Annotated in this window: 16 protein-coding genes; 11 read left to right on the top strand and 5 right to left on the bottom strand. The window is 74.5% G+C overall.

The window, feature by feature from the left end; all coding sequences use genetic code 11:
• The first annotated feature begins 250 nt into the window (after positions 1-250).
• A complete protein-coding gene (locus ACZ7MY_RS32545; protein ID WP_499606944.1) occupies positions 251-649 on the top strand; it encodes an MGMT family protein in 399 nt (132 codons plus the stop codon).
• Between the two features lie 234 nt (positions 650-883).
• Positions 884-4,171, top strand: coding sequence for an ATP-dependent helicase (locus ACZ7MY_RS32540; RefSeq protein ID WP_499606941.1), 3,288 nt, complete (start codon positions 884-886; stop codon positions 4,169-4,171).
• A gap of 10 nt (positions 4,172-4,181) precedes the next feature.
• Here ACZ7MY_RS32540 and ACZ7MY_RS32535 read toward each other — a convergent pair whose 3' ends face one another.
• Positions 4,182-4,589, bottom strand: a complete 408-nt coding sequence (locus ACZ7MY_RS32535; protein ID WP_499606938.1) for a type II toxin-antitoxin system VapC family toxin — start codon at positions 4,587-4,589, stop codon at positions 4,182-4,184.
• Entirely contained in the window at positions 4,586-4,864 is a 279-nt protein-coding gene (locus ACZ7MY_RS32530) for a type II toxin-antitoxin system Phd/YefM family antitoxin (protein WP_018561520.1), read from the bottom strand. The genes ACZ7MY_RS32535 and ACZ7MY_RS32530 overlap by 4 nt, the downstream gene beginning before the upstream one ends.
• Positions 4,865-4,982: 118 nt before the next feature.
• On the opposite strand from ACZ7MY_RS32530, the gene ACZ7MY_RS32525 reads away from it, so the two are divergent.
• From ACZ7MY_RS32525 to nudC, 3 genes are read left to right on the top strand one after another with little or no spacing between them, the layout of a single operon-like run.
• On the top strand, positions 4,983-8,495 hold the full coding sequence (locus ACZ7MY_RS32525) for an ATP-dependent helicase (protein WP_499606935.1): 3,513 nt from the start codon (positions 4,983-4,985) through the stop codon (positions 8,493-8,495).
• A gap of 10 nt (positions 8,496-8,505) precedes the next feature.
• Positions 8,506-9,894, top strand: coding sequence for a dipeptidase (locus tag ACZ7MY_RS32520; RefSeq protein ID WP_499606932.1), 1,389 nt, complete (start codon positions 8,506-8,508; stop codon positions 9,892-9,894).
• Between the two features lie 43 nt (positions 9,895-9,937).
• Entirely contained in the window at positions 9,938-10,891 is a 954-nt protein-coding gene (gene nudC, locus ACZ7MY_RS32515) for an NAD(+) diphosphatase (protein ID WP_499606929.1), read from the top strand.
• Between the two features lie 54 nt (positions 10,892-10,945).
• On the opposite strand, the gene ACZ7MY_RS32510 is transcribed toward nudC, so the two are convergent.
• Positions 10,946-11,203, bottom strand: coding sequence for a mycoredoxin (locus ACZ7MY_RS32510; RefSeq protein ID WP_499606927.1), 258 nt, complete (start codon positions 11,201-11,203; stop codon positions 10,946-10,948).
• A 153-nt stretch (positions 11,204-11,356) separates the two neighbouring features.
• Between ACZ7MY_RS32510 and ACZ7MY_RS32505 the strand changes: the two genes are divergently transcribed.
• The 5 genes from ACZ7MY_RS32505 (at position 11,357) to ACZ7MY_RS32485 (ending at position 15,122) form a co-directional block, all read left to right on the top strand.
• On the top strand, positions 11,357-13,591 hold the full coding sequence (locus tag ACZ7MY_RS32505) for an ATP-dependent DNA helicase UvrD2 (RefSeq protein ID WP_499606924.1): 2,235 nt from the start codon (positions 11,357-11,359) through the stop codon (positions 13,589-13,591).
• Positions 13,592-13,743: 152 nt separating this feature from the next.
• Entirely contained in the window at positions 13,744-14,034 is a 291-nt protein-coding gene (locus ACZ7MY_RS32500) for a hypothetical protein (protein ID WP_499606921.1), read from the top strand.
• Positions 14,035-14,138: 104 nt separating this feature from the next.
• A complete protein-coding gene (locus ACZ7MY_RS32495; protein ID WP_499606919.1) occupies positions 14,139-14,540 on the top strand; it encodes a WhiB family transcriptional regulator in 402 nt (133 codons plus the stop codon).
• Positions 14,537-14,848, top strand: a complete 312-nt coding sequence (locus ACZ7MY_RS32490) for a putative WhiB-interacting protein (protein WP_499606918.1) — start codon at positions 14,537-14,539, stop codon at positions 14,846-14,848. The genes ACZ7MY_RS32495 and ACZ7MY_RS32490 overlap by 4 nt, the downstream gene beginning before the upstream one ends.
• 73 nt (positions 14,849-14,921) lie before the next feature.
• Positions 14,922-15,122, top strand: coding sequence for a hypothetical protein (locus tag ACZ7MY_RS32485; RefSeq protein ID WP_326572546.1), 201 nt, complete (start codon positions 14,922-14,924; stop codon positions 15,120-15,122).
• 21 nt (positions 15,123-15,143) lie between these two features.
• On the opposite strand, the gene ACZ7MY_RS32480 is transcribed toward ACZ7MY_RS32485, so the two are convergent.
• Together ACZ7MY_RS32480 and ACZ7MY_RS32475 are read right to left on the bottom strand one after the other, a co-directional pair.
• Entirely contained in the window at positions 15,144-16,514 is a 1,371-nt protein-coding gene (locus tag ACZ7MY_RS32480) for an ABC1 kinase family protein (RefSeq protein WP_499606915.1), read from the bottom strand.
• Between the two features lie 69 nt (positions 16,515-16,583).
• Positions 16,584-17,705 (bottom strand): TOMM precursor leader peptide-binding protein, encoded by a 1,122-nt coding sequence (locus tag ACZ7MY_RS32475; protein WP_499607216.1) that lies wholly within the window; start codon positions 17,703-17,705, stop codon positions 16,584-16,586.
• A 216-nt stretch (positions 17,706-17,921) separates the two neighbouring features.
• Between ACZ7MY_RS32475 and ACZ7MY_RS32470 the strand changes: the two genes are divergently transcribed.
• On the top strand, positions 17,922-18,497 hold the full coding sequence (locus ACZ7MY_RS32470) for a M48 metallopeptidase family protein (protein ID WP_499606913.1): 576 nt from the start codon (positions 17,922-17,924) through the stop codon (positions 18,495-18,497).
• Positions 18,498-18,522 lie beyond the last annotated feature (25 nt).

Here is an 18,522-nt window from a genome sequence, read left to right as displayed (position 1 = left end):
GGACCCTCGGCCGGGGCGCCGTCCCCGGGGCCCTCGGAGGCAGCGGGGACCGCGCGAGCGGCTCCGTTCCCGCTCGCGTCGTGCTCTCCGGCTGTCTCTTTTTGATCTCGTATCACCAGTCACCGCCCGGATGATGGTGGCACGAGCGGCCCGCGCATGGGCGCAGGAGGGGGCAATTCGCCGTTCCGGGCGCCCCCGTGCGCGCTCCCGCCGCCCACGACTGTCGGTGCCGTGGGGCACCATGTGACGGATGAGCAAGGACACCGCGCACGACCCGGACGACGGTCCGGGCGACGTCCCGGAGCTGCCCGCGTACGCGGAGCGTGTGCTGGACGTCGCCGAGCGGATCCCGCCCGGACGGGTCATGACGTACGGCGACGTCGCCGAGTGGCTGGGGGAGGGCGGCCCCCGGCAGGTGGGCCACGTCATGGCGCTGTACGGCGGGGCCGTGCCGTGGTGGCGCGTGGTGCGCGCGGACGGCGGGCTGCTGCCGGGCCACGAGCTGCGCGCCCTTGAGCACTACCGCGCGGAGGGCACCCCGCTGCGCCCGGCCCCGCGCGCCGCGAAGGGCCACATACCCCGTCTGGACATGCGCGTGGCCCGCTGGGACGGCACGGACCCCGTGCCCGCCCCCGGCGGGGACGACTGACGACCGGACGCTCACACCATCCAGCTTCCGCCATCGGGGACCGGTTGATGCGATCCGCCGTCCGGAAGGAGTACGGCCCCCCGCGCCCGGCCGCTCCCGCATCCGTACCGGAAGGACGGGACGCGCGGCGCCCCCGGTGACCGGTGGCGTACCGTCGGCACCCGGCCTCCCCCGGCCACCGGGAGCCCAGGCCCCCGCATCCGCACCCGCACGCACACGGAACCGGCGAACCACGTGACCTCCTCCTCCACACGCCAGACGGACGCCGCCGCACGGCGCTCCGGGGGGACGGTCGGGCCTTCCGGCGGCTACCGCCTGCTACGGACCGCTCCGGATCCGGTGACGCCCCCTGAACTGGACGCCGCGCAGCGCGCCGTGGTTGAGCACCCCGGCGGTCCGCTGCTCGTCCTGGCCGGGCCGGGCACGGGGAAGACCACCACCCTGGTCGAGGCCGTCGCCGAACGCGTGCGGCGCGGCACCGACCCGGAACGGATCCTCGTCCTCACCTTCGGGCGCAAGGCCGCGGGCGAACTGCGGGACCGCATGGCCGCCCGGATGGGCGGCGCGGTCGCACCGCAGGCCACCACCTTCCACTCCTTCTGCTACGCGCTGGTCCGCGCCCACCAGGACCCCGAGCTGTTCGCCGACCCGCTGCGGCTGCTGTCCGGCCCCGAGCAGGACCTGGCGGTGCGCGAGCTCCTGGCGGGCGAGGCCGGACTGGAGCGCCGGGGGCGGACCCGGGTCCGCTGGCCGGACGAGCTGCGCGCGGCCCTGACGACCCGCGGCTTCGCCGACGAGGTGCGGGCCGTGCTGGCCCGCACCCGCGAGCTGGGCCTCGGCCCGCGCGCCCTGGCCGTGTTCGCCAGCCGCACGGGCCGCCCCGACTGGTCGGCGGCGGCCGGCTTCCTCGCCGAATACCTGGACGTCCTCGACCTGCAGGGGGTCATCGACTACGCCGAACTGGTGCACCGCGCGGTGCTGCTGGCGGGGCGCCCCGACGTGGCCCGCCACCTCGCCGGGGCCTACGAGGCCGTGTACGTCGACGAGTACCAGGACACCGACCCGGCGCAGGTGCGGCTGCTGCAGGCGCTCGCCGGCGGCGGCCGCCACCTGGTGGCGTTCGGCGACCCCGACCAGTCCATCTACGCCTTCCGCGGCGCCGACGTGAACGGCATCCTCGGCTTCCCCGAGGCCTTCCGGCACGCCGACGGCCGCCCGGCCGGCGTCCGGGTCCTGACGACCTCCCGCCGCTCCGGCGCCGGTCTGCTGGCCGCCACCCGGCTGGTCACCCGGCGGATGCCGCTGACCCGGCTCCCGGCCGCGGCGGTGCGCGCCCACCGCGAGCTCACGCCGGTCCGCGAGGGGGGCTCGGTCGCCGTCCGCACCTACCCGACGCCCGGCGCCGAACTCGACGGCATCGCCGACGTCCTGCGCCGCGCCCACCTGGAGGACGGCGTCCCCTGGTCCGACATGGCCGTGCTGGTCCGCGCCGGGTCCCGCTCGCTGCCCGTGCTGCGGCGGTCCCTGACCTCCGCCGGGGTGCCCGTCGACATCGACGGCGACGACCTCCCGCTGCGCGACGAGCCCGCCGTCGCCCCGGTCCTGCTCGCCCTGCGGGTCTGCGCGCAGGCCGTACTGCCCGACGCCCCGGAACCGGGCATCGGCGTCGAGGACGCCCTGACCCTGCTCGGCTCCCCGCTCGGCGGCATGGACGCCGCCGACCTGCGCCGCCTGGGCCGCGCCCTGCGCGAGGAGGAGCGGGCCGCCGGGGTGGCCGTACCGCGGCCGTCGGACGAGCTGATCGCGCAGGCGCTGGCGGAGCCCGAGCGCCTGGTGGCGCACGACCCCTCGTACGCGCGGGGCGCCCAGCGGCTCGGCGGGCTGCTGCGCAAGGGACGCGAGCTGCTGGCCGGCGGCGGCACCGCCGAGGAGGCGCTGTGGGAGCTGTGGGACGGCACCCCCTGGCCGGGCCGCCTGGAGCGCGCCGCGGCACGGGGCGGCGCGGCCGGCCGCAACGCCGACCGTGACCTGGACGCGGTGTGCGTGCTCTTCGACACCGCCGCCCGCGCCGAGGAGCGCACCGGAGGCCGCGGCGCGCTCAACTTCCTGGAGGAGCTGTCCGCCCAGGACATCGCCGCCGACGTGCTGACCCGCCGTGCCGTCCGGCCCGACGCCGTACGCCTGATGACCGCGCACCGCTCCAAGGGCCTGGAGTGGGGGCTCGTCGTCGTCGCGGGCGTCCAGGAGGGGCTCTGGCCCGACCTGCGACGCCGCGGCTCGCTGCTGGAGGCCGACCGCATCGGCCGTGACGGCCTCGCGGAGCCGCTCACCCCGGGCGCGCTGCTCGCCGAGGAGCGCCGGCTGTTCTACGTCGCGGCCACCCGGGCCCGCGAGCGGCTCGTCGTGACCGCCGTGAAGGCCGCTGCCGACGACGGTGACCAGCCCTCCCGCTTCCTCACCGAACTCGGCGTCGAGCCCGCCGACGTCACCCACCGGGCGCGCCGCCCGCTGTCCGTGGCGGCCCTCGTCGCCGAGCTGCGCGCCACGACCGTCGACCCGGCCGCCTCCCCTGCCCTGCGCGAGGCCGCCGCCCGCCGCCTGGCGCGCCTCGCGGGCCTGGAGGACGCGGGCCAGCCGCTGGTGCCCGCCGCCCACCCGGAACGCTGGTGGGGCCTGTACGAGCAGACCCGCTCCGGGGTGCCGCTGCGCGACCGCGACGAGCCGGTCACCCTCTCCGGCAGCGCGCTCGACCAGCTGGCCAACACCTGCGCCCTGCAGTGGTTCCTCGGCCGCGAGGTGAAGGCCGAGCCGCCCTCCACGGCTGCCCAGGGCTTCGGCAACGTCCTGCACGTCCTCGCCGACGAGGTCGCCTCCGGCAGCACCCCGGCCGACCTGGACGTGCTCATGGAGCGGCTGGACTCGGTGTGGAACGCGCTGGCCTTCGACGCGCCCTGGAAGTCCCAGCAGGAGAAGGAGAACGCCCGGGCCGCCCTGGAGCGCTTCCTGCGCTGGCACGTCATGGAGCGCGGCCGGCAGGCCGTCGCCTCCGAGCACGGCTTCGACGTCACCTTGGAGACGGGGGACGTGGCCGTCCGCATCCGCGGCAGCATGGACCGCGTCGAGACCGACGAGGACGGCAACGCCTACGTCGTCGACTTCAAGACCGGCAAGGCCAAGCCCACCGCCGCCGAGGTCGAGGGCCACCCGCAGCTCGCCGTCTACCAGCTGGCCGTCCGCGAGGGCGCCGTCGACGAGCTCTTCCACGGCACCCGGCCCGCCCCAGGCGGCGCCGAACTCGTCCAGCTGCGCATCGGGGCCGCCCGTCGCGACGGCGGCGACGCCCAGCCCACCGTCCAACACCAGGAGGCGCTGAGCGGCGACTGGGCCGACTCCCTGCTCGCCGGCGCGGCCGCCCGCGTCCTCGACGAGCGGTTCACCCCCTCCACCGGTCAGCACTGCGAGAACTGCGCCTTCCGCGCCTCCTGCAGCGCCCGCGCGGAGGGGCGGCACGTGGTCGAGTGAGGCGCGGGTCTCAGCAGCCGGGGGCCTCGGCCCGCAGCCCGATGTCCTGGGCGGCCTTCAGCAGGCGCTGGTCGTACGTGACGAAGACGAGCGGCTCCGCGCCTGCCTGACCGGCCAGGAGCTGCGCCGTCGCGAGGTGGATCGAGTCGAGCGAGCGGAGCAGCGGATCGCTGTGGGCGGAAGCCGTGGCACGGACGGCCGCGTCGATCTCGAACCGGTAGAGCCGGGTGATCACACCGGGGACGCCGGCGAGTGCCTGCGGGGCCGACGGGCGCAAGGCACGTGGCACCTCCACCTCGACGAGCGACGAGGACACCAGGGGTTCGTCAGGGCGGTCGTTCAGCCAAGCGATCAACTCGCGTGTGCCCTGCTCCCGGCGGACCATCTTCACGATCGCCGCCGAATCCAGGTAGATCACCAGCGCTCCTCCTCGCGCATGGCGACGAGTGCGGCCGCCGTGTCGATCCCCGGATCGCCGAGCACAGGCGGCGCCGGGACCGGACCCGAGGCCGCGGGTGGGGTGGCGCGTCCCTCGGCGACCATGCGGTCCAGCACGGACTGGCTGCCCGAGATGGGCACGAGACGGGCCACCGGGGTTCCGCTCACGGTCACCTCCAAGGTTTCGCCGTGCTGCACGCGCGCGAGCACGGCGCTGGTGTTCTGGTTCAGCTCGCGTACCGGGATGCGCTCCATGCTTCGGGCGTAGAACGCGATGTTCTACATCGGTAGGGCGGAATGCGCCCGAACCGGTGACAGCCCGCGTACCGGGCGGCGGCGGCCGCTGTCGGTGGTGCCCGATAACCTCCCCTTCGTGTCCTCCCGCATCACCGGTCCCGAGCAGCTGAAGGAGCTGCTGGGCATCCCGTTCACCCCGGAGCAGCTGGCGTGCATCACCGCGCCGCTCGCCCCGCAGGTGATCGTGGCCGGGGCCGGGTCCGGGAAGACGACCGTCATGGCGGCCCGCGTGGTGTGGCTGGTCGGCACCGGGCAGGTCGCGCCCGAGCAGGTGCTGGGTCTGACGTTCACCAACAAGGCCGCCGGTGAGCTGTCGGAGCGCGTGCGCAAGGCGCTCGTCCGGGCCGGCGTCGGCGATCCGGACCCGGCGGACCCCGACCACGCGCCGGGCGAGCCGCAGATCTCGACGTACCACGCCTTCGCCGGACAACTGCTCAAGGAGCACGGACTGCGCATCGGGCTGGAGCCGACCGCCCGGCTGCTCGCCGACGCGACGCGCTACCAGCTGGCGGCGCGCGTCCTGCGCGCCGCGCCCGGTCCCTTCCCCGCGCTCACCAAGGGCATCCCGAACCTGGTCAGCGATCTGCTGGCGCTGGAGGGCGAGCTCGCCGAGCACCTGGTGCCGCCCGAGCGGCTGCTCGCCCACGACCGGGAGTGGCTCGCCGCCCTCGGCGGCATCCGGCTGGGCAACGCGGATCTGCGCAGACTCCCCGAGACGGCCCGCGCCCGCATCGACCTGACCGGGCTCGCCGCCGCCTACCGTGCCGAGAAGAAGCAGCGCGACCTGCTCGACTTCGGCGACCAGATCGCCCTCTCGGCGACCCTGGCCCGCACCCGCCCCGAGGTCGGCCGCATCCTGCGCGAGCAGTACGCCGTGGTGCTGCTCGACGAGTACCAGGACACCTCCGTCGCCCAGGGCCTGCTGCTCTCCGCGCTGTTCGGCGACGGCACGGGGCATCCGGTGACCGCCGTCGGCGACCCCTGCCAGGCCATCTACGGCTGGCGCGGTGCCTCGGTGGCCAACCTCGACGACTTCCCGGTGCACTTCGCGCACGCCGACGGGAGCCCCGCCCGGCGCCAGTCCCTGTCGGAGAACCGGCGCAGCGGCGGCCGGCTGCTCGACCTCGCCAACGACCTCGCCGCCGAGCTGCGCGAGCGCCACGAGGGCGTCGAGGCGCTGCGGCCCGCGCCCGGCGCGGAACGGGACGGCGTCGTGCGCTGCGCGCTGCTGCCCACCCAGGAGGCGGAGATCGCCTGGCTCGCCGACTCCATCGCGCACCTGGTCCGCACCGGCACCGCGCCCGGCGAGATCGCCGTGCTGTGCCGGGCCGCCGGTCACTTCGCCGACATCCACGCGGCGCTGGTGGCCCGTGACGTGCCGGTGGAGGTGGTGGGACTCTCCGGGCTGCTGCACCTTCCGGAGGTCGCCGACCTGGTCGCCGTCTGCGACGTGCTGCAGGACCCGACGGCCAACGCCGCCCTCGTCCGGCTGCTCACCGGGCCGCGCTGGCGGATCGGGCCGCGCGACCTGGCCCTGCTCGGACGGCGGGCGCGGCTGCTGGTGCCGGGCCGCGGCGACACCGCGGACCGGCTGGCGGCCGCGGTGGCGGGCGTCGACCCGGCCGAGGTGATCTCGCTCGCCGACGCCCTGGAGACCTTCGTCGACGGCGAGCCCGCGGACCGCCTGCCCTTCTCCGCCGAGGCGCGGGTGCGCTTCGCGCGCCTGGCGACCGAGATACGCGAGCTGCGCCGCGCCCTCGCCGACCCGCTCATGGACGTCCTGCACCGGGTGCTGGCCGTCACCGGCCTGGAGGTCGAGCTCTCCGCGTCCCCGCACGCCCTGGCCGCCCGCCGCCGGGAGACCCTGCATGCCTTCCTGGACATCGCGGCCGGCTTCGCCTCCCTGGACGGCGACGCCACACTGCTGGCCTTCCTCGGCTTCCTGCGCACGGCGGCGCAGTACGAGAAGGGCCTGGACAGCTCGCTGCCCGGCGGCGAGAACACGGTGAAGGTGCTCACGGCGCACAAGTCCAAGGGCCTGGAGTGGGACGTCGTCGCCGTCCCCGGGCTGGTGCGCAAGGGGTTCCCGAGCGAGCGGGGCCGCGAGCTGTGGCACTTCAACGCCAAGGTGCTGCCGCACTCACTGCGCGGTGACGCCGCCACCCTGCCCGACGTGGAGGAGTGGTCCCGGGCGGGCCTGGCCGGGTTCAAGGCGGCCATGGCCGAGCACAACCGGGTCGAGGAACTGCGGCTCGGCTACGTCACCTTCACCCGCCCGCGCTCCCTGCTGCTCGGCTCCGGCCACTGGTGGGGGCCCAGCCAGAAGCGGCCCTTCGGCCCGTCCGCCTTCCTCGAGGCGCTGCGCGCGCACTGCGAGGCCGGGCACGGCGAGGTCGAGCACTGGGCCGAGGAGCCCGCGCCCGACACCGGCAACCCGGCGCTGACCCGTACGGGTGAGACGCCGTGGCCGCTGCCCCTGGACGAGGCCGCCCTGACCCGCCGCCGCGAGGCCGCACGCAGCGTGCTGGCCCACCTGCGGGCCCCGGCCGCGTACCCGGCGGCAGCCCCGCCCGACCCCGACTGGCCGCCCCCCGAGGACGAGGAGGAGCCGCCGCCGCCGTACGACGAGTACGACGGCTACGGGGACTACGACGGCTACGGGGACTACGACGGCTACGGGGACTACGACGACTACGACGACTACGACGCGTACGGCGACCCGTACGAGGAGGGCCCCTACGGCCCGGACGACGCGGGCGACGGGGGCGACCGGGAGGACGCGCCCGCGCCCCGCGCCGCCATCCCGGGCCAGCCCGGCCCGCCCGCGTCCGGCCACGGAAGCGGCGACGAGGGGCTGCTCCCCGAGGAGGCCCGCGCCGTCGCGTCCTGGGACCGGGACCTCGACGCCCTCACCGAGGAACTGCTCCGCTCCCGCGCGGCCGTCCGCGACGTCCCGCTGCCCGCCACGCTCAGCGCCTCGGCGCTGCTGCGGCTGGCCGCCGACCCCGACGGCTTCGCCCGCGAGCTGGCCCGCCCCATGCCCCGCCCGCCGCAGCCCGCGGCCCGGCGCGGCACCCGCTTCCACGCCTGGGTCGAGTCCCGATTCGAGGAGCTGCCGCTGATCGCCCCCGAGGAGCTGCCCGGCATCGAGGGCGACGACGAGATCGCCGACGAGCGCGACCTCGCCGCGCTCAAGGAGGCGTTCCTGCGGACCCCGTACGCCGAGCGCACCCCCTACCGCGTCGAGGCGCCGTTCCAGATCGGCCTCGCCGGGAGGGTGATCCGCGGCCGGATCGACGCGGTGTACCGGGAGGGTGACAGCTACGAGATCGTCGACTGGAAGACCGGGCGGTCCGGCACGGCGGACCCGCTGCAGCTGGCCGTCTACCGGCTCGCCTGGGCCGAGCGGCACGGGGTGCCGTTGTCGCAGGTCACGGCGGCTTTCCTGCACGTCAGGACGGGGGAGGTGAGCCGGCCGGAGCCCCTGCCGGACCGGGCCGCGCTGGAACGCCTGCTGCTGGGCGGGCCGGAACCCGGGCCCGGGACCGCGTCCGGTGCCGACGCCGGGGGTCCCGGCGTCGCCCGATAGGCTCAAGGCCATGAGCACCACCCCGGACAGCGTCGTCCGCACGTACGTCGAAGCCCATCGCGAAGCCTTCCTCGGCGACCTCGCCGAGTGGCTGCGGATCCCCTCGGTCTCGGCCGATCCGGAGCGCGCCGCCGACGTACGGCGCAGCGCCGAGTGGCTGGCGGCGAAGCTGAAGGAGACCGGCTTCCCGGTGGCCGAGGTCTGGGAGACGCCCGGCGCCCCCGCGGTCTTCGCCGAGTGGCCCTCCGACGCCGCGGACGCGCCGACGGTGCTCGTCTACGGCCACCACGACGTGCAGCCCGCCGCCCTGGAGGACGGCTGGGACGGCGACCCCTTCGAGCCGCGGGTCCGGGACGGCCGGATGTACGCGCGGGGCGCCGCCGACGACAAGGGCCAGGTGTTCTTCCACACTCTCGGGGTCCGCGCCCATCTGGCCGCCACCGGCCGCACCGCCCCCGCGGTGAACCTGAAGCTGCTGATCGAGGGCGAGGAGGAGTCCGGCTCGCCGCACTTCACCGACCTCGTGCGCGCCCACGCCGGGCGGCTGGCCTGCGACACCGTGATCGTCTCCGACACCGGCATGTGGGACGAGGACACCCCCACCGTCTGCACCGGCATGCGCGGCCTGGCCGACTGCCAGATCGACCTGTACGGCCCCGACCAGGACATCCACTCCGGCTCCTTCGGCGGCGCCGTCCCCAACCCGGCGACCGAGGCGGCCCGGCTCGCCGCGGCGCTGCACGACGCGGACGGCCGCGTCGCGATCCCCGGCTTCTACGACGGCGTCGTCGAGCTCAGCGGCCACGAGCGTGAGCTCTTCGCCCGGCTGCCCTTCGACGAGGAGCGCTGGCTGCGCACCGCCAGGTCGCACGCGACGAGCGGCGAGGCCGGCTACTCCACCCTGGAGCGGGTCTGGGCCCGGCCGACCGCCGAGGTCAACGGCATCGGCGGCGGCTACCAGGGCCCCGGCGGCAAGACCATCGTGCCGTCCTCGGCACAGCTGAAGCTGTCCTTCCGGCTGGTGGCCGGGCAGGACACCGACCGGGTGCAGCGGCTGGTCACCGACTGGGTCGCGGCCCGCGTCCCGGCCGGGATCCGGCACGAGATCACCTTCTGGGGGGCCACCCGCCCCTGTCTGACCCCGCTGGACCACCCCGCGCTGCGCGCGGTGACCCGGGCGATGGGTCGGGCCTTCGGCAAGGAGGTCCTGTTCACCCGCGAGGGTGGTTCCGGTCCGGCGGCCGACCTGCAGGACGTGCTCGATGTCCCCGTCCTGTTCCTGGGAATTTCCGTGCCGTCCGACGGTTGGCACTCGGTGAACGAGAAGGTGGAGCTCGACCTTCTGCTCAAGGGCGTGGAGACGTCCGCGTACCTCTGGAGCGAGTTCACGACTCTGTAAGCATCCGCACACATCCGCGCGCTACGGGGAGTTGACAGCAATCTTGTCCGATACGTCCGGAACCGGCGCCACCTTCGACGTGACCGCCTTCCCGCCGCCCCTCGCCCGCCCGTCGGGCGTGGACCGTGCCTCCGAGCACCGGCTCGACGAGGCGTGGCTGGCGGCCGCCTGGAGCCACCCGGCGACCAGGGTGTTCGTGGTCTCCGGGGGGCAGGTCCTGGTCGAGGACACCCCGGACGGCCGCACCGAGCTGGTGATGATGCCGAGCTTCGAGGCGCCCGAGAGCGAGGTGCACCGCTACTTCCTCGGCGTCGACGAGGAGGGCGTCCGCTACTTCGCGCTGCAGAAGGACTCGCTGCCGGGACGCCTGGACGAGGCGGCCCGCCCGGCCGGGCTCCGGGAGGTCGGGGCCCTGCTGTCGGACCGCGACGCCGGCCTGATGGTGCACGCGGTCGCGCTGGAGAACTGGCAGCGCATGCACCGCTTCTGCTCGCGCTGCGGCGAGCGCACCGTGGTGGCCGCCGCCGGCCACATCCGCCGCTGCCCGGCCTGCGGCGCCGAGCACTACCCGCGCACCGATCCCGCGGTGATCATGCTGGTCACCGACGACGAGGACCGGGCGCTGCTGGGCCGCCAGGCGCACTGGCCCGAGGGGCGCTTCTCGACGCTGGCAGGCTTCGTGGAGCCGGGCGAGTCCATCGAGCAGGCCGTGGTGCGGGAGGTCGCCGAGGAGGCCGGGGTGACCGTCGGCGAGGTGGCGTACGTCTCCAGCCAGCCCTGGCCGTTCCCCTCCAGCCTGATGCTGGGCTTCATGGCGCGCGCCACGTCCGCGCAGATCACCGTGGACGGCGAGGAACTGCACGAGGCGCGCTGGTTCTCCCGCGAGGAGTACCGCAAGGCGATGGAGACCGGCGAGGTCCTGCCGCCGTACGGGATCTCCATCGCGGCGCGGCTGATCGAGCGCTGGTACGGGATGCCGCTGCCGGCCCGCCGCTGAGGGCGGGCCCGGCGCTGCCCGGCCGTGCTGACGCGCGGCCGGGCGGGACCTGCCTCAGCCCGCGAGGGCCTGCTTGACCTGGGCCAGGCTGGGGTTGCTGAGCGCCACGGCCTCGGCGCCGCTCTTGGGCGCCACCAGCAGCGTCGGGACGAGCTGGTTGCCCCCGTTGACGCTCTCGACGAACTTCGCCGAGTCCGGGTCGTGCTCGATGTTGACCTCCGTGTAGGCGATGCCCTCACGGTCCAGCTGGCCCTTCAGGCGGCGGCAGTAGCCGCACCACGTGGTGCTGTACATCGTCACAGTGCCGGACATCGGTATTCGCTCCTTCAAGGCTGGGGATGACGTCGTTCCCAGAACGCTAACCCCTCGCCGCGGCATTCCTTGCAATCGTTCGCGGTACGACCATCCGACCTCAGCTGTGGATAACTTTCCCGCCCGTCTCCCGGGACCTGGCAGCATGGCGGGGTGACTGCACCAACCCACACCCCGCTCTTCCCGGACTTCCCCGCCGTCCCGGAGTCGGCGGACGCCGTGCTCGCCGGGCTCGACCCCGAGCAGCGCGCGGTGGCCACCGCCCTGCACGGCCCGGTGTGCGTGCTGGCCGGAGCCGGTACGGGCAAGACGCGCGCGATCACCCACCGGATCGCGTACGGGGTGCGGGCCGGGATAATGCAGCCGGCCAGTGTGCTCGCCGTCACCTTCACCGCCCGCGCGGCGGGGGAGATGCGCGGGCGGCTGCGGCAGCTCGGCGCGGGCGGCGTGCAGGCGCGCACCTTCCACTCCGCGGCGCTGCGGCAGCTGCAGTACTTCTGGCCGCGGGCCGTCGGCGGCGAGATGCCGCGGCTGCTCGAGCGCAAGATCCAGCTCGTCGCGGAGGCCGGGGCCCGCTCCCGCATCCGGCTGGACCGAGGCGAGCTGCGGGACGTCACCGCCGAGATCGAGTGGGCCAAGGTCACCCAGACCGCCCCCGAGGACTATCCAGGGGCCGCCGCCAAGTCCGCGCGCGACGTGCCGCGCGACCCCGCCGAGATCGCCCGGGTCTACACGACGTACGAGCAGCTCAAGCGCGACCGCGGGGTGATCGACTTCGAGGACGTGCTGCTGCTCACCGTCGGCGTCCTGGAGGACCGGCCGGACGTCGCCGAGGCCGTCCGCTCCCAGTACCAGCACTTCGTCGTCGACGAGTACCAGGACGTCAGCCCCCTGCAGCAGCGCCTGCTGGACCTGTGGCTCGGCGGCCGGGACACCGTCTGCGTCGTCGGCGACGCCTCGCAGACCATCTACTCCTTCACCGGCGCCACCCCGGAGTTCCTGCTCGGCTTCCGCAGCCGACACCCGGAGGCCACGGTGGTCAAGCTGGTCCGCGACTACCGCTCCACACCCCAGGTGGTGCACCTGGCCAACGGGCTGCTGTCCCAGGCCCGGGGCCAGGCCGCCCAGCACCGCCTGGAACTGGTCTCGCAGCGCGAGGCCGGCCCCGAACCGGTCTACACCGAGTACGCGGACGAGCCCGCCGAGGCCGAGGGCACCGCCCGGCGGATCCGCGAGCTGATCGACGAGGGCGTGCGGCCCAGCGAGATCGCCGTGCTCTACCGGGTGAACGCCCAGTCCGAGGTCTACGAGCAGGCGCTCGCCGACGCCGGCGTGCCGTACCAGCTGCGCGGCGCCGAGCGCTTCTTCGAGCGTCCCGAGGTCCGTGAGGCCGGAATGCTGCTGCGCGGTGCCGCGCGGGCCGGCGGCGGCTCCGACCCGGGAGTGGACGACGCGGACCTGCCCGGCCACGTGCGGGCGGTGCTCAGCACCCGCGGCTGGTCCACCGAACCGCCGGCCGGATCGGGCGCGGTCCGCGACCGCTGGGAGTCGCTGGCCGCCCTGGTGCGGCTGGCCGAGGACTTCTCCCGGGCCCGGCCGGAGGCCGCGCTCGCGGACTTCGTCGCCGAGCTCGACGAACGCGCCGGCGCCCAGCACGCCCCGACCGTCGAGGGCGTCACCCTGGCCTCGCTGCACGCCGCCAAGGGCCTGGAGTGGGACGCGGTGTTCCTGGTCGGCCTGACCGAGGGCACGATGCCGATCACCTACGCCAAGACCGACGAGCAGGTCGAGGAGGAGCGCCGGCTCCTCTACGTCGGCGTCACCCGCGCCCGGTTCCACCTCGCCCTGTCGTGGGCGCTGTCCCGCTCGCCGGGTGGCCGCGGCGGACGGCGCCCCTCGCGCTTCCTGGACGGGCTGCGGCCCGGCTCGGCGGCCCGGGGCCGGGCGGGCGGCCGTTCGGCCGCCACGGGCGGCGTGGAGCGCGGCTCGGGCGGCAGGAAGCGGCGCGGGCCGGTGCAGTGCCGCGTGTGCGGGCGCACCCTGTCCGACGCGGGCGAGATCAAGCTGATGCGCTGTGAGGACTGCCCCTCCGACATGGACGAGGCGCTGTACGAGCGGCTGCGCGAGTGGCGGGTGGAGCAGGCGAAGGCACTGGGCCAGCCGGCCTACTGCGTCTTCACCGACAAGACGCTGCTGGCGATCGCCGAGGTGCGGCCCACCACGGAGGGGGAGCTGTCCGTCATCTCCGGCGTCGGCGCCCGCAAACTCGACAAGTTCGGCGCCGACGTCCTCGCCCTGTGCGAGGGCCGCGAGCCGGGCGGCGAGGCCGGTGCCGAGGCCGGTGGCGAGGCACTTGACGAAGCCGTTGCAGAAGAGCCGGGAAAATAGTTTGCGCGCCCCGAGGAAATCCCCATAGCCTGCGTGAGCGCGAACGACGCGGCTCTGTGAAGGACCTTCCCGGAGCGGTGGAATCCGTGATGTACTGACCCAGCACCACCTGCCAGACCAGCCCTACGAGACGCCGAGAGGAGGCGAGACCAGTGACCAGCTTCATGACGAAAATGACCGATCGTCCGGTCGCCGCCGCCTGCTCCCTTGGTGCCTCGCTCCGTGGCACCGGTCTGTCCAGCCGCCTGTCCGGCGGTCTGCCCACCACTGTCCTCTCCATTCAAGAGCGCGGCGGCGAGCGACCGACGCAGGCGCCGGTGGTGGCAGTGATGGCTGAGGCTCAGGCCTATGCCTTTGCGGCGACCAATGGTGCCGGAAACCAGAAGCAGCAGCACCCGAAGTGGGCCTTCCGCGGGCTCGAACCCTGGAGTGATCCAGTCTGATCGACGATCAGGCCGGCGCCTTCAGGGCCGCGGAATCCCAGACCGGGATCCGCGGCCCTTCTGTTTTCCCACCCCCCGACAAACAGACGAGGAACGAAGCGATCGTGCATCTCACCCCGCACGCACCGTCCGTACCCGCCCCCGCACGCCCGCCCGTCATCCAGCACGTCGCTGGTGACGAGGCACTCCGCGCCGCACCGCCTGACCCTGACCCGGAGGTCCCCTTGCTGCCCCTCACCGAGCTCGACGACGAGATCGACCGCCTCGGCGTCCCCGTCCCGTGCCGGACCTACGACCCGGAGGTCTTCTTCGCCGAGTCCCCGGCCGACGTCGAGTACGCCAAGTCGCTGTGCCAGACCTGCCCGGTCCGCGAGGCCTGCCTCGCCGGCGCGAAGGACCGCCGTGAGCCCTGGGGTGTCTGGGGTGGCGAGCTCTTCGTCCAGGGCGTCGTGGTGCCGCGCAAGCGTCCCCGTGGCCGTCCGCGCAAGAACGCGGTTGTGGCATGAAGCGCCCAGCCGTCGGAACGATCGACCGTCCCCTCACGCACGACCCCAAGAAGCAGGCCCCGATGAGCCCGTCCGCCACCGAACGTCCCGCCCCGCCCTCCGACGCTCCCGCTGAGCGTCAGAACAGGAACCTCGAAATGCAACTCATGCCAGAAGCCCTGGCCCGTGCCCATATGCAAGAGCGCCTCTACGAGGCCGAGCACGAACGGATGGCCCTCCGCGTGCTCAGGGCCCGGCGCCTGCAGCGCCGTGCCGAGCGTGCCTCGCTCCGCGCCCGCCGGGCGCTGGCGATGGCCGTGATGCAGTAGCGCCGGCACATCGGCAACGACACACAACCGCGGGGCCGGTCGATTTCGACCGGCCCCGCGATATCGTCACGAAGTGGACCAGAAGACTCAATTCGAACGGGTCGGGACTGCTCCTACGACGACGACGTGTGCCCGGTGCGGGGCCGTCGCCGAGGGACTCCCCCTCACCTGGACCTGCTCCGTCGAGAACGGCAGTCGCGTGTACTTCTGCGACGACTGCGCCCGCACCAACATCCGCAGCATCGAGGGCCGGCTGGACTCCTCCTGGTGGTAGCGCCGCCCGGGGCCCCTGTACCTAGGCCGAGGCGTCCTCGGTCTCGGGCAGCGGGGCCAGGCCCTCCCCGGAGAAGCCCGGCAACCACTCCAGCAGCTCGTCCCGCAGCCTGACCGTGGCCGCCAGCTGGCACAGCACCCCGATGGTGCTGAGCGTCACCCGGTGGATGAGCAGGTACGAGGGCGGCAGGTTGAGCTGCTTGCCGAGCTGGTGCGCCGGTGAGCGCGGGTCGGCGATCCGCGCCGCCTGCGCGCGCATCCAGCCGCGCGCGAAGGTGAACTCCTCCACCGCCGCGGGCTCGATGATCGGCCGCAGGTAGTCCAGCACGGCGTCGGGGTCCAGCGCGATGGTCGGCTTGACGAAGCCCTCCTGGCAGAGCATCGCGTGCACCGAGTCCGCGTCGTCGGCGAGCGCCAGGCGCAGCGCCGTCCCTATGGGCAGCGGCAGGCCCTCGGGGAGGCGGTCCACCGTGCCGAAGTCGAGCACGCCCAGCCGCCAGCCCTGCGCCGGGCCGTCGTCGACGAGCAGCCGGAAGTTGCCCGGGTGCGGGTCGGCGTGCAGCAGTCCGGTGCGGGCCGGACCGGCGAACAGGAAGTGCGCCAGCAACTGGCCCGCGCGGTCGCGCATCTCCGGCGTGCCCCGTGAGATCACCTCCGCCAGCGGCACCCCGTCCATCCACTCGGTGACCAGTACCTGGTCCGTGCGGTGCACCACGTCCGGGACCACCACGTCCGGGTCGTCGGCGAACTCCACCGCGTGGGCGTGCTGTGCCTGCGCCTCCAGCTCGTAGTCCAGTTCCTCGGAGACCCGGTCGCGCAGCTCCGAGATCAGCGGCTTGATGTCCATGCCGGGGATGAGAGGCCCGAACAGCCGTGCCACCCGGCTGAGTTGGTTGAGGTCCGACAGCAGGGCGTCCCCCGCGCCGGGGTACTGGACCTTCACCGCGACCTTGCGGCCGTCGTGCCACACGGCCCGGTGCACCTGCCCGATCGAGGCGGCCGCCGCCGGCTGGTCCTCGAACTCGGTGAAGAACGTGCGCCAGTCCTCGCCCAGACGTTCGGCCAGCACGGCGTGCACGGTGCGGGCGGGCATCGGCGGCGCGGCGTCCTGCAGTTTGGTGAGGGCGGCACGGTAGGGGCCCGCGACCTCCTCGGGCAGGGCGGCCTCGAAGACCGAGAGGGCCTGCCCGAACTTCATGGCACCGCCCTTCAGCTCGCCGAGCACCTTGAAGAGCTGCTCGGCCGTCCGCTCCTGCAGCTCGGTGGCGACCTCTTCCGCGGGGCGCCCGCCGAGCCGCTTGCCCAGCCCCAGCGTCGCCCGCCCGGCGAATCCCAGTGGGAGCGCCGCCAACTTGGCGGTACGGGTCACCGCTTTGCGCGGAAGATCAGACATGCGCCCCCTCTTTCCGATCGGTCACGTCGTCATTGTCCCCCGCCCCTCCCGGAGCATGGCACGGCGGTGTCACAAACCTGCGGCGTCGTCGGTCACCCCGGCCTCCACGGCGTGCGCACCGCACCCGCACCTGCGGTCGCCCGGCACCGGCCGCACCTCCGTCGTCAGCCGGGCGAGCCCCAGCTCGACACGCCCGCCGCAGCTCGGCGGCCGGCCGCCGTCGACGAAGGCCAGGGCGTGCGCCGCCGCGAGCCCCGCGACCGTGGTGGCCAGCGCGACGTCGCAGGCAGGGACCCCGCCCCGGCCGGACCGCAGCTGCGCCAGCACCCGCGGCCAGGCGGCGTCGGCGTCCGCCATCCGCAGCCCCAGGCATCCCGCGCACCCCGTGCTCCCCGGCACCACCAGCGGACCCACCACTCCCCGGCCCTCCAGCACCCCCGTGTAGAGATGGGGGATCCCGGCGGCCATCAGCGGCTCGGCCTCCTGGGCGTCGGGGGCGTAGGCGGCCAGGCCTTCCCGCGGCGCGACCACCACCAGGGACAGCCCGGGCTCCGGCACGGCGGCCGGCCCCCGGCGGCCCGCCGCCGCGGCCCGCGGGTCGGGTGCCGTCCTGCGCACCAGACCGCGCGCCGCCGCGTCCCGGCGCTCACCGATGTGCTCGGCGGGGATGCCGCCCGGCGCGGTGTCCCAGGGCTCGACCCGGCCGCCGTCACGCACGTCGACCCTGCCGACCCCCGCCGCGGACAGGACCGCCGCGACCGTGGCGCCGACCCGGCCCGCCCCGGCCACCCGTACCCGGGCGGCCCGCCGCCGGCCCATCCGGTCCGCCGCCCCGCCGGGGTCGGAGTGCACCACCGACAGGGCCGCCAGGTCGGGACGGAGCCGGTCCAGCGCGGCCGAGTGGTGCCGTATCGTCTCGGACAGCTCGGCGTGCGCCGTGGCGTCGTCGAGCACACCGCCCTCGGCCAGCAGCCCGAGCAGCCGCCGGGCCTGCGGGGGCCGCAGCCCCAGCGACTCGGCCTCGCGGGAGAGCGGACCGAGCCCGCGCGTGCCGTCGAGCAGGTCGAGGAAGGCGGCGGCCGCGCCGTCCACCGGGTCCAGGACCACCGCGTGCGCCGGGTCGACGCCGAATTGCAGGCTTTCCCGGCTGCGCCAACTACGGCGCATCGCCGGCTTGAGCATGGGACGCATCGCCACCCCCGTGGGCAGAGTTCCCGATCCAGGGACCGTTCCGATTCCGTGCCGTACCAGCATGCACGGAATCCGCGGACAGGCCGTGAAAGTTATCCACAGGCACGACGAATGATCATTCGATATGACCGGGACGCGGCATCTTCCCGCCCTCCTTTTCCACCGGGCACCACCGGGGGCGGGACTTCCCGGACCCGGTGCGGGTAACGTCGGGGCGTGTCCGCCGACCCCGCCCAGAGCCTTTCCGGCCATTCTCCGCGCGCCCCCCGGACCAGTGCGGTCGAAGTACGCCGGAGCGCCCGCCGACGCCGCACGGTCTCGGCATACCGGGAGGGCGACGTCACCGTCGTCCTCATCCCCGCCCGGATGTCCGTCGCCGAGGAGAAGCGGTGGGTGACGGTCATGCTCGACAAGCTCGCCGCCCAGGAGAGCCGCCGACAGCTCGGCGACGACGAGCTGACCGCGCGCGCGGCGCGGCTGTCCGCGCAGTACCTGGGCGGCCGCGCGATACCGCGGACCGTGCGCTGGGTCACCAACCAGAACTCCCGCTGGGGCTCGTGCACACCGGCCGAGGGCAGCATCCGCCTCTCCCACCGGCTCCAGGGCATGCCCGAGTACGTCGTCGACTACGTCCTCCTCCACGAACTCGCCCACCTGCTGGTGCCCGGTCACGGGGCGGACTTCTGGAAGCTGCTGGAGTCCTACCCGCGCACCGAACGCGCGCGCGGCTACCTGGAGGGCGTCGTCGCCGCGGCCCGGCTGCCGCACCCACCCACGGCACGCGAGGAATAACGGGGGAATAGCCCCTGTCACGGCC

This window comes from Streptomyces sp. NPDC111520, from assembly GCF_055635295.1.
This window is presented reverse-complemented; position numbering and strand designations above follow the sequence as displayed.

Bases quoted from the DNA above. Each gene is read 5' to 3' on its own strand.
- ACZ7MY_RS32480 (WP_499606915.1), bottom strand. From the start codon at position 16,514: ATGTCTGATCTTCCGCGCAAAGCGGTGACCCGTACCGCCAAGTTGGCG.
- ACZ7MY_RS32545 (WP_499606944.1), top strand. From the start codon at position 251: ATGAGCAAGGACACCGCGCACGACCCGGACGACGGTCCGGGCGACGTC.
- ACZ7MY_RS32530 (WP_018561520.1), bottom strand. From the start codon at position 4,864: ATGGAGCGCATCCCGGTACGCGAGCTGAACCAGAACACCAGCGCCGTG.
- ACZ7MY_RS32490 (WP_499606918.1), top strand. From the start codon at position 14,537: ATGAAGCGCCCAGCCGTCGGAACGATCGACCGTCCCCTCACGCACGAC.
- ACZ7MY_RS32475 (WP_499607216.1), bottom strand. From the start codon at position 17,705: ATGCGTCCCATGCTCAAGCCGGCGATGCGCCGTAGTTGGCGCAGCCGG.
- ACZ7MY_RS32510 (WP_499606927.1), bottom strand. From the start codon at position 11,203: ATGTCCGGCACTGTGACGATGTACAGCACCACGTGGTGCGGCTACTGC.
- ACZ7MY_RS32520 (WP_499606932.1), top strand. From the start codon at position 8,506: ATGAGCACCACCCCGGACAGCGTCGTCCGCACGTACGTCGAAGCCCAT.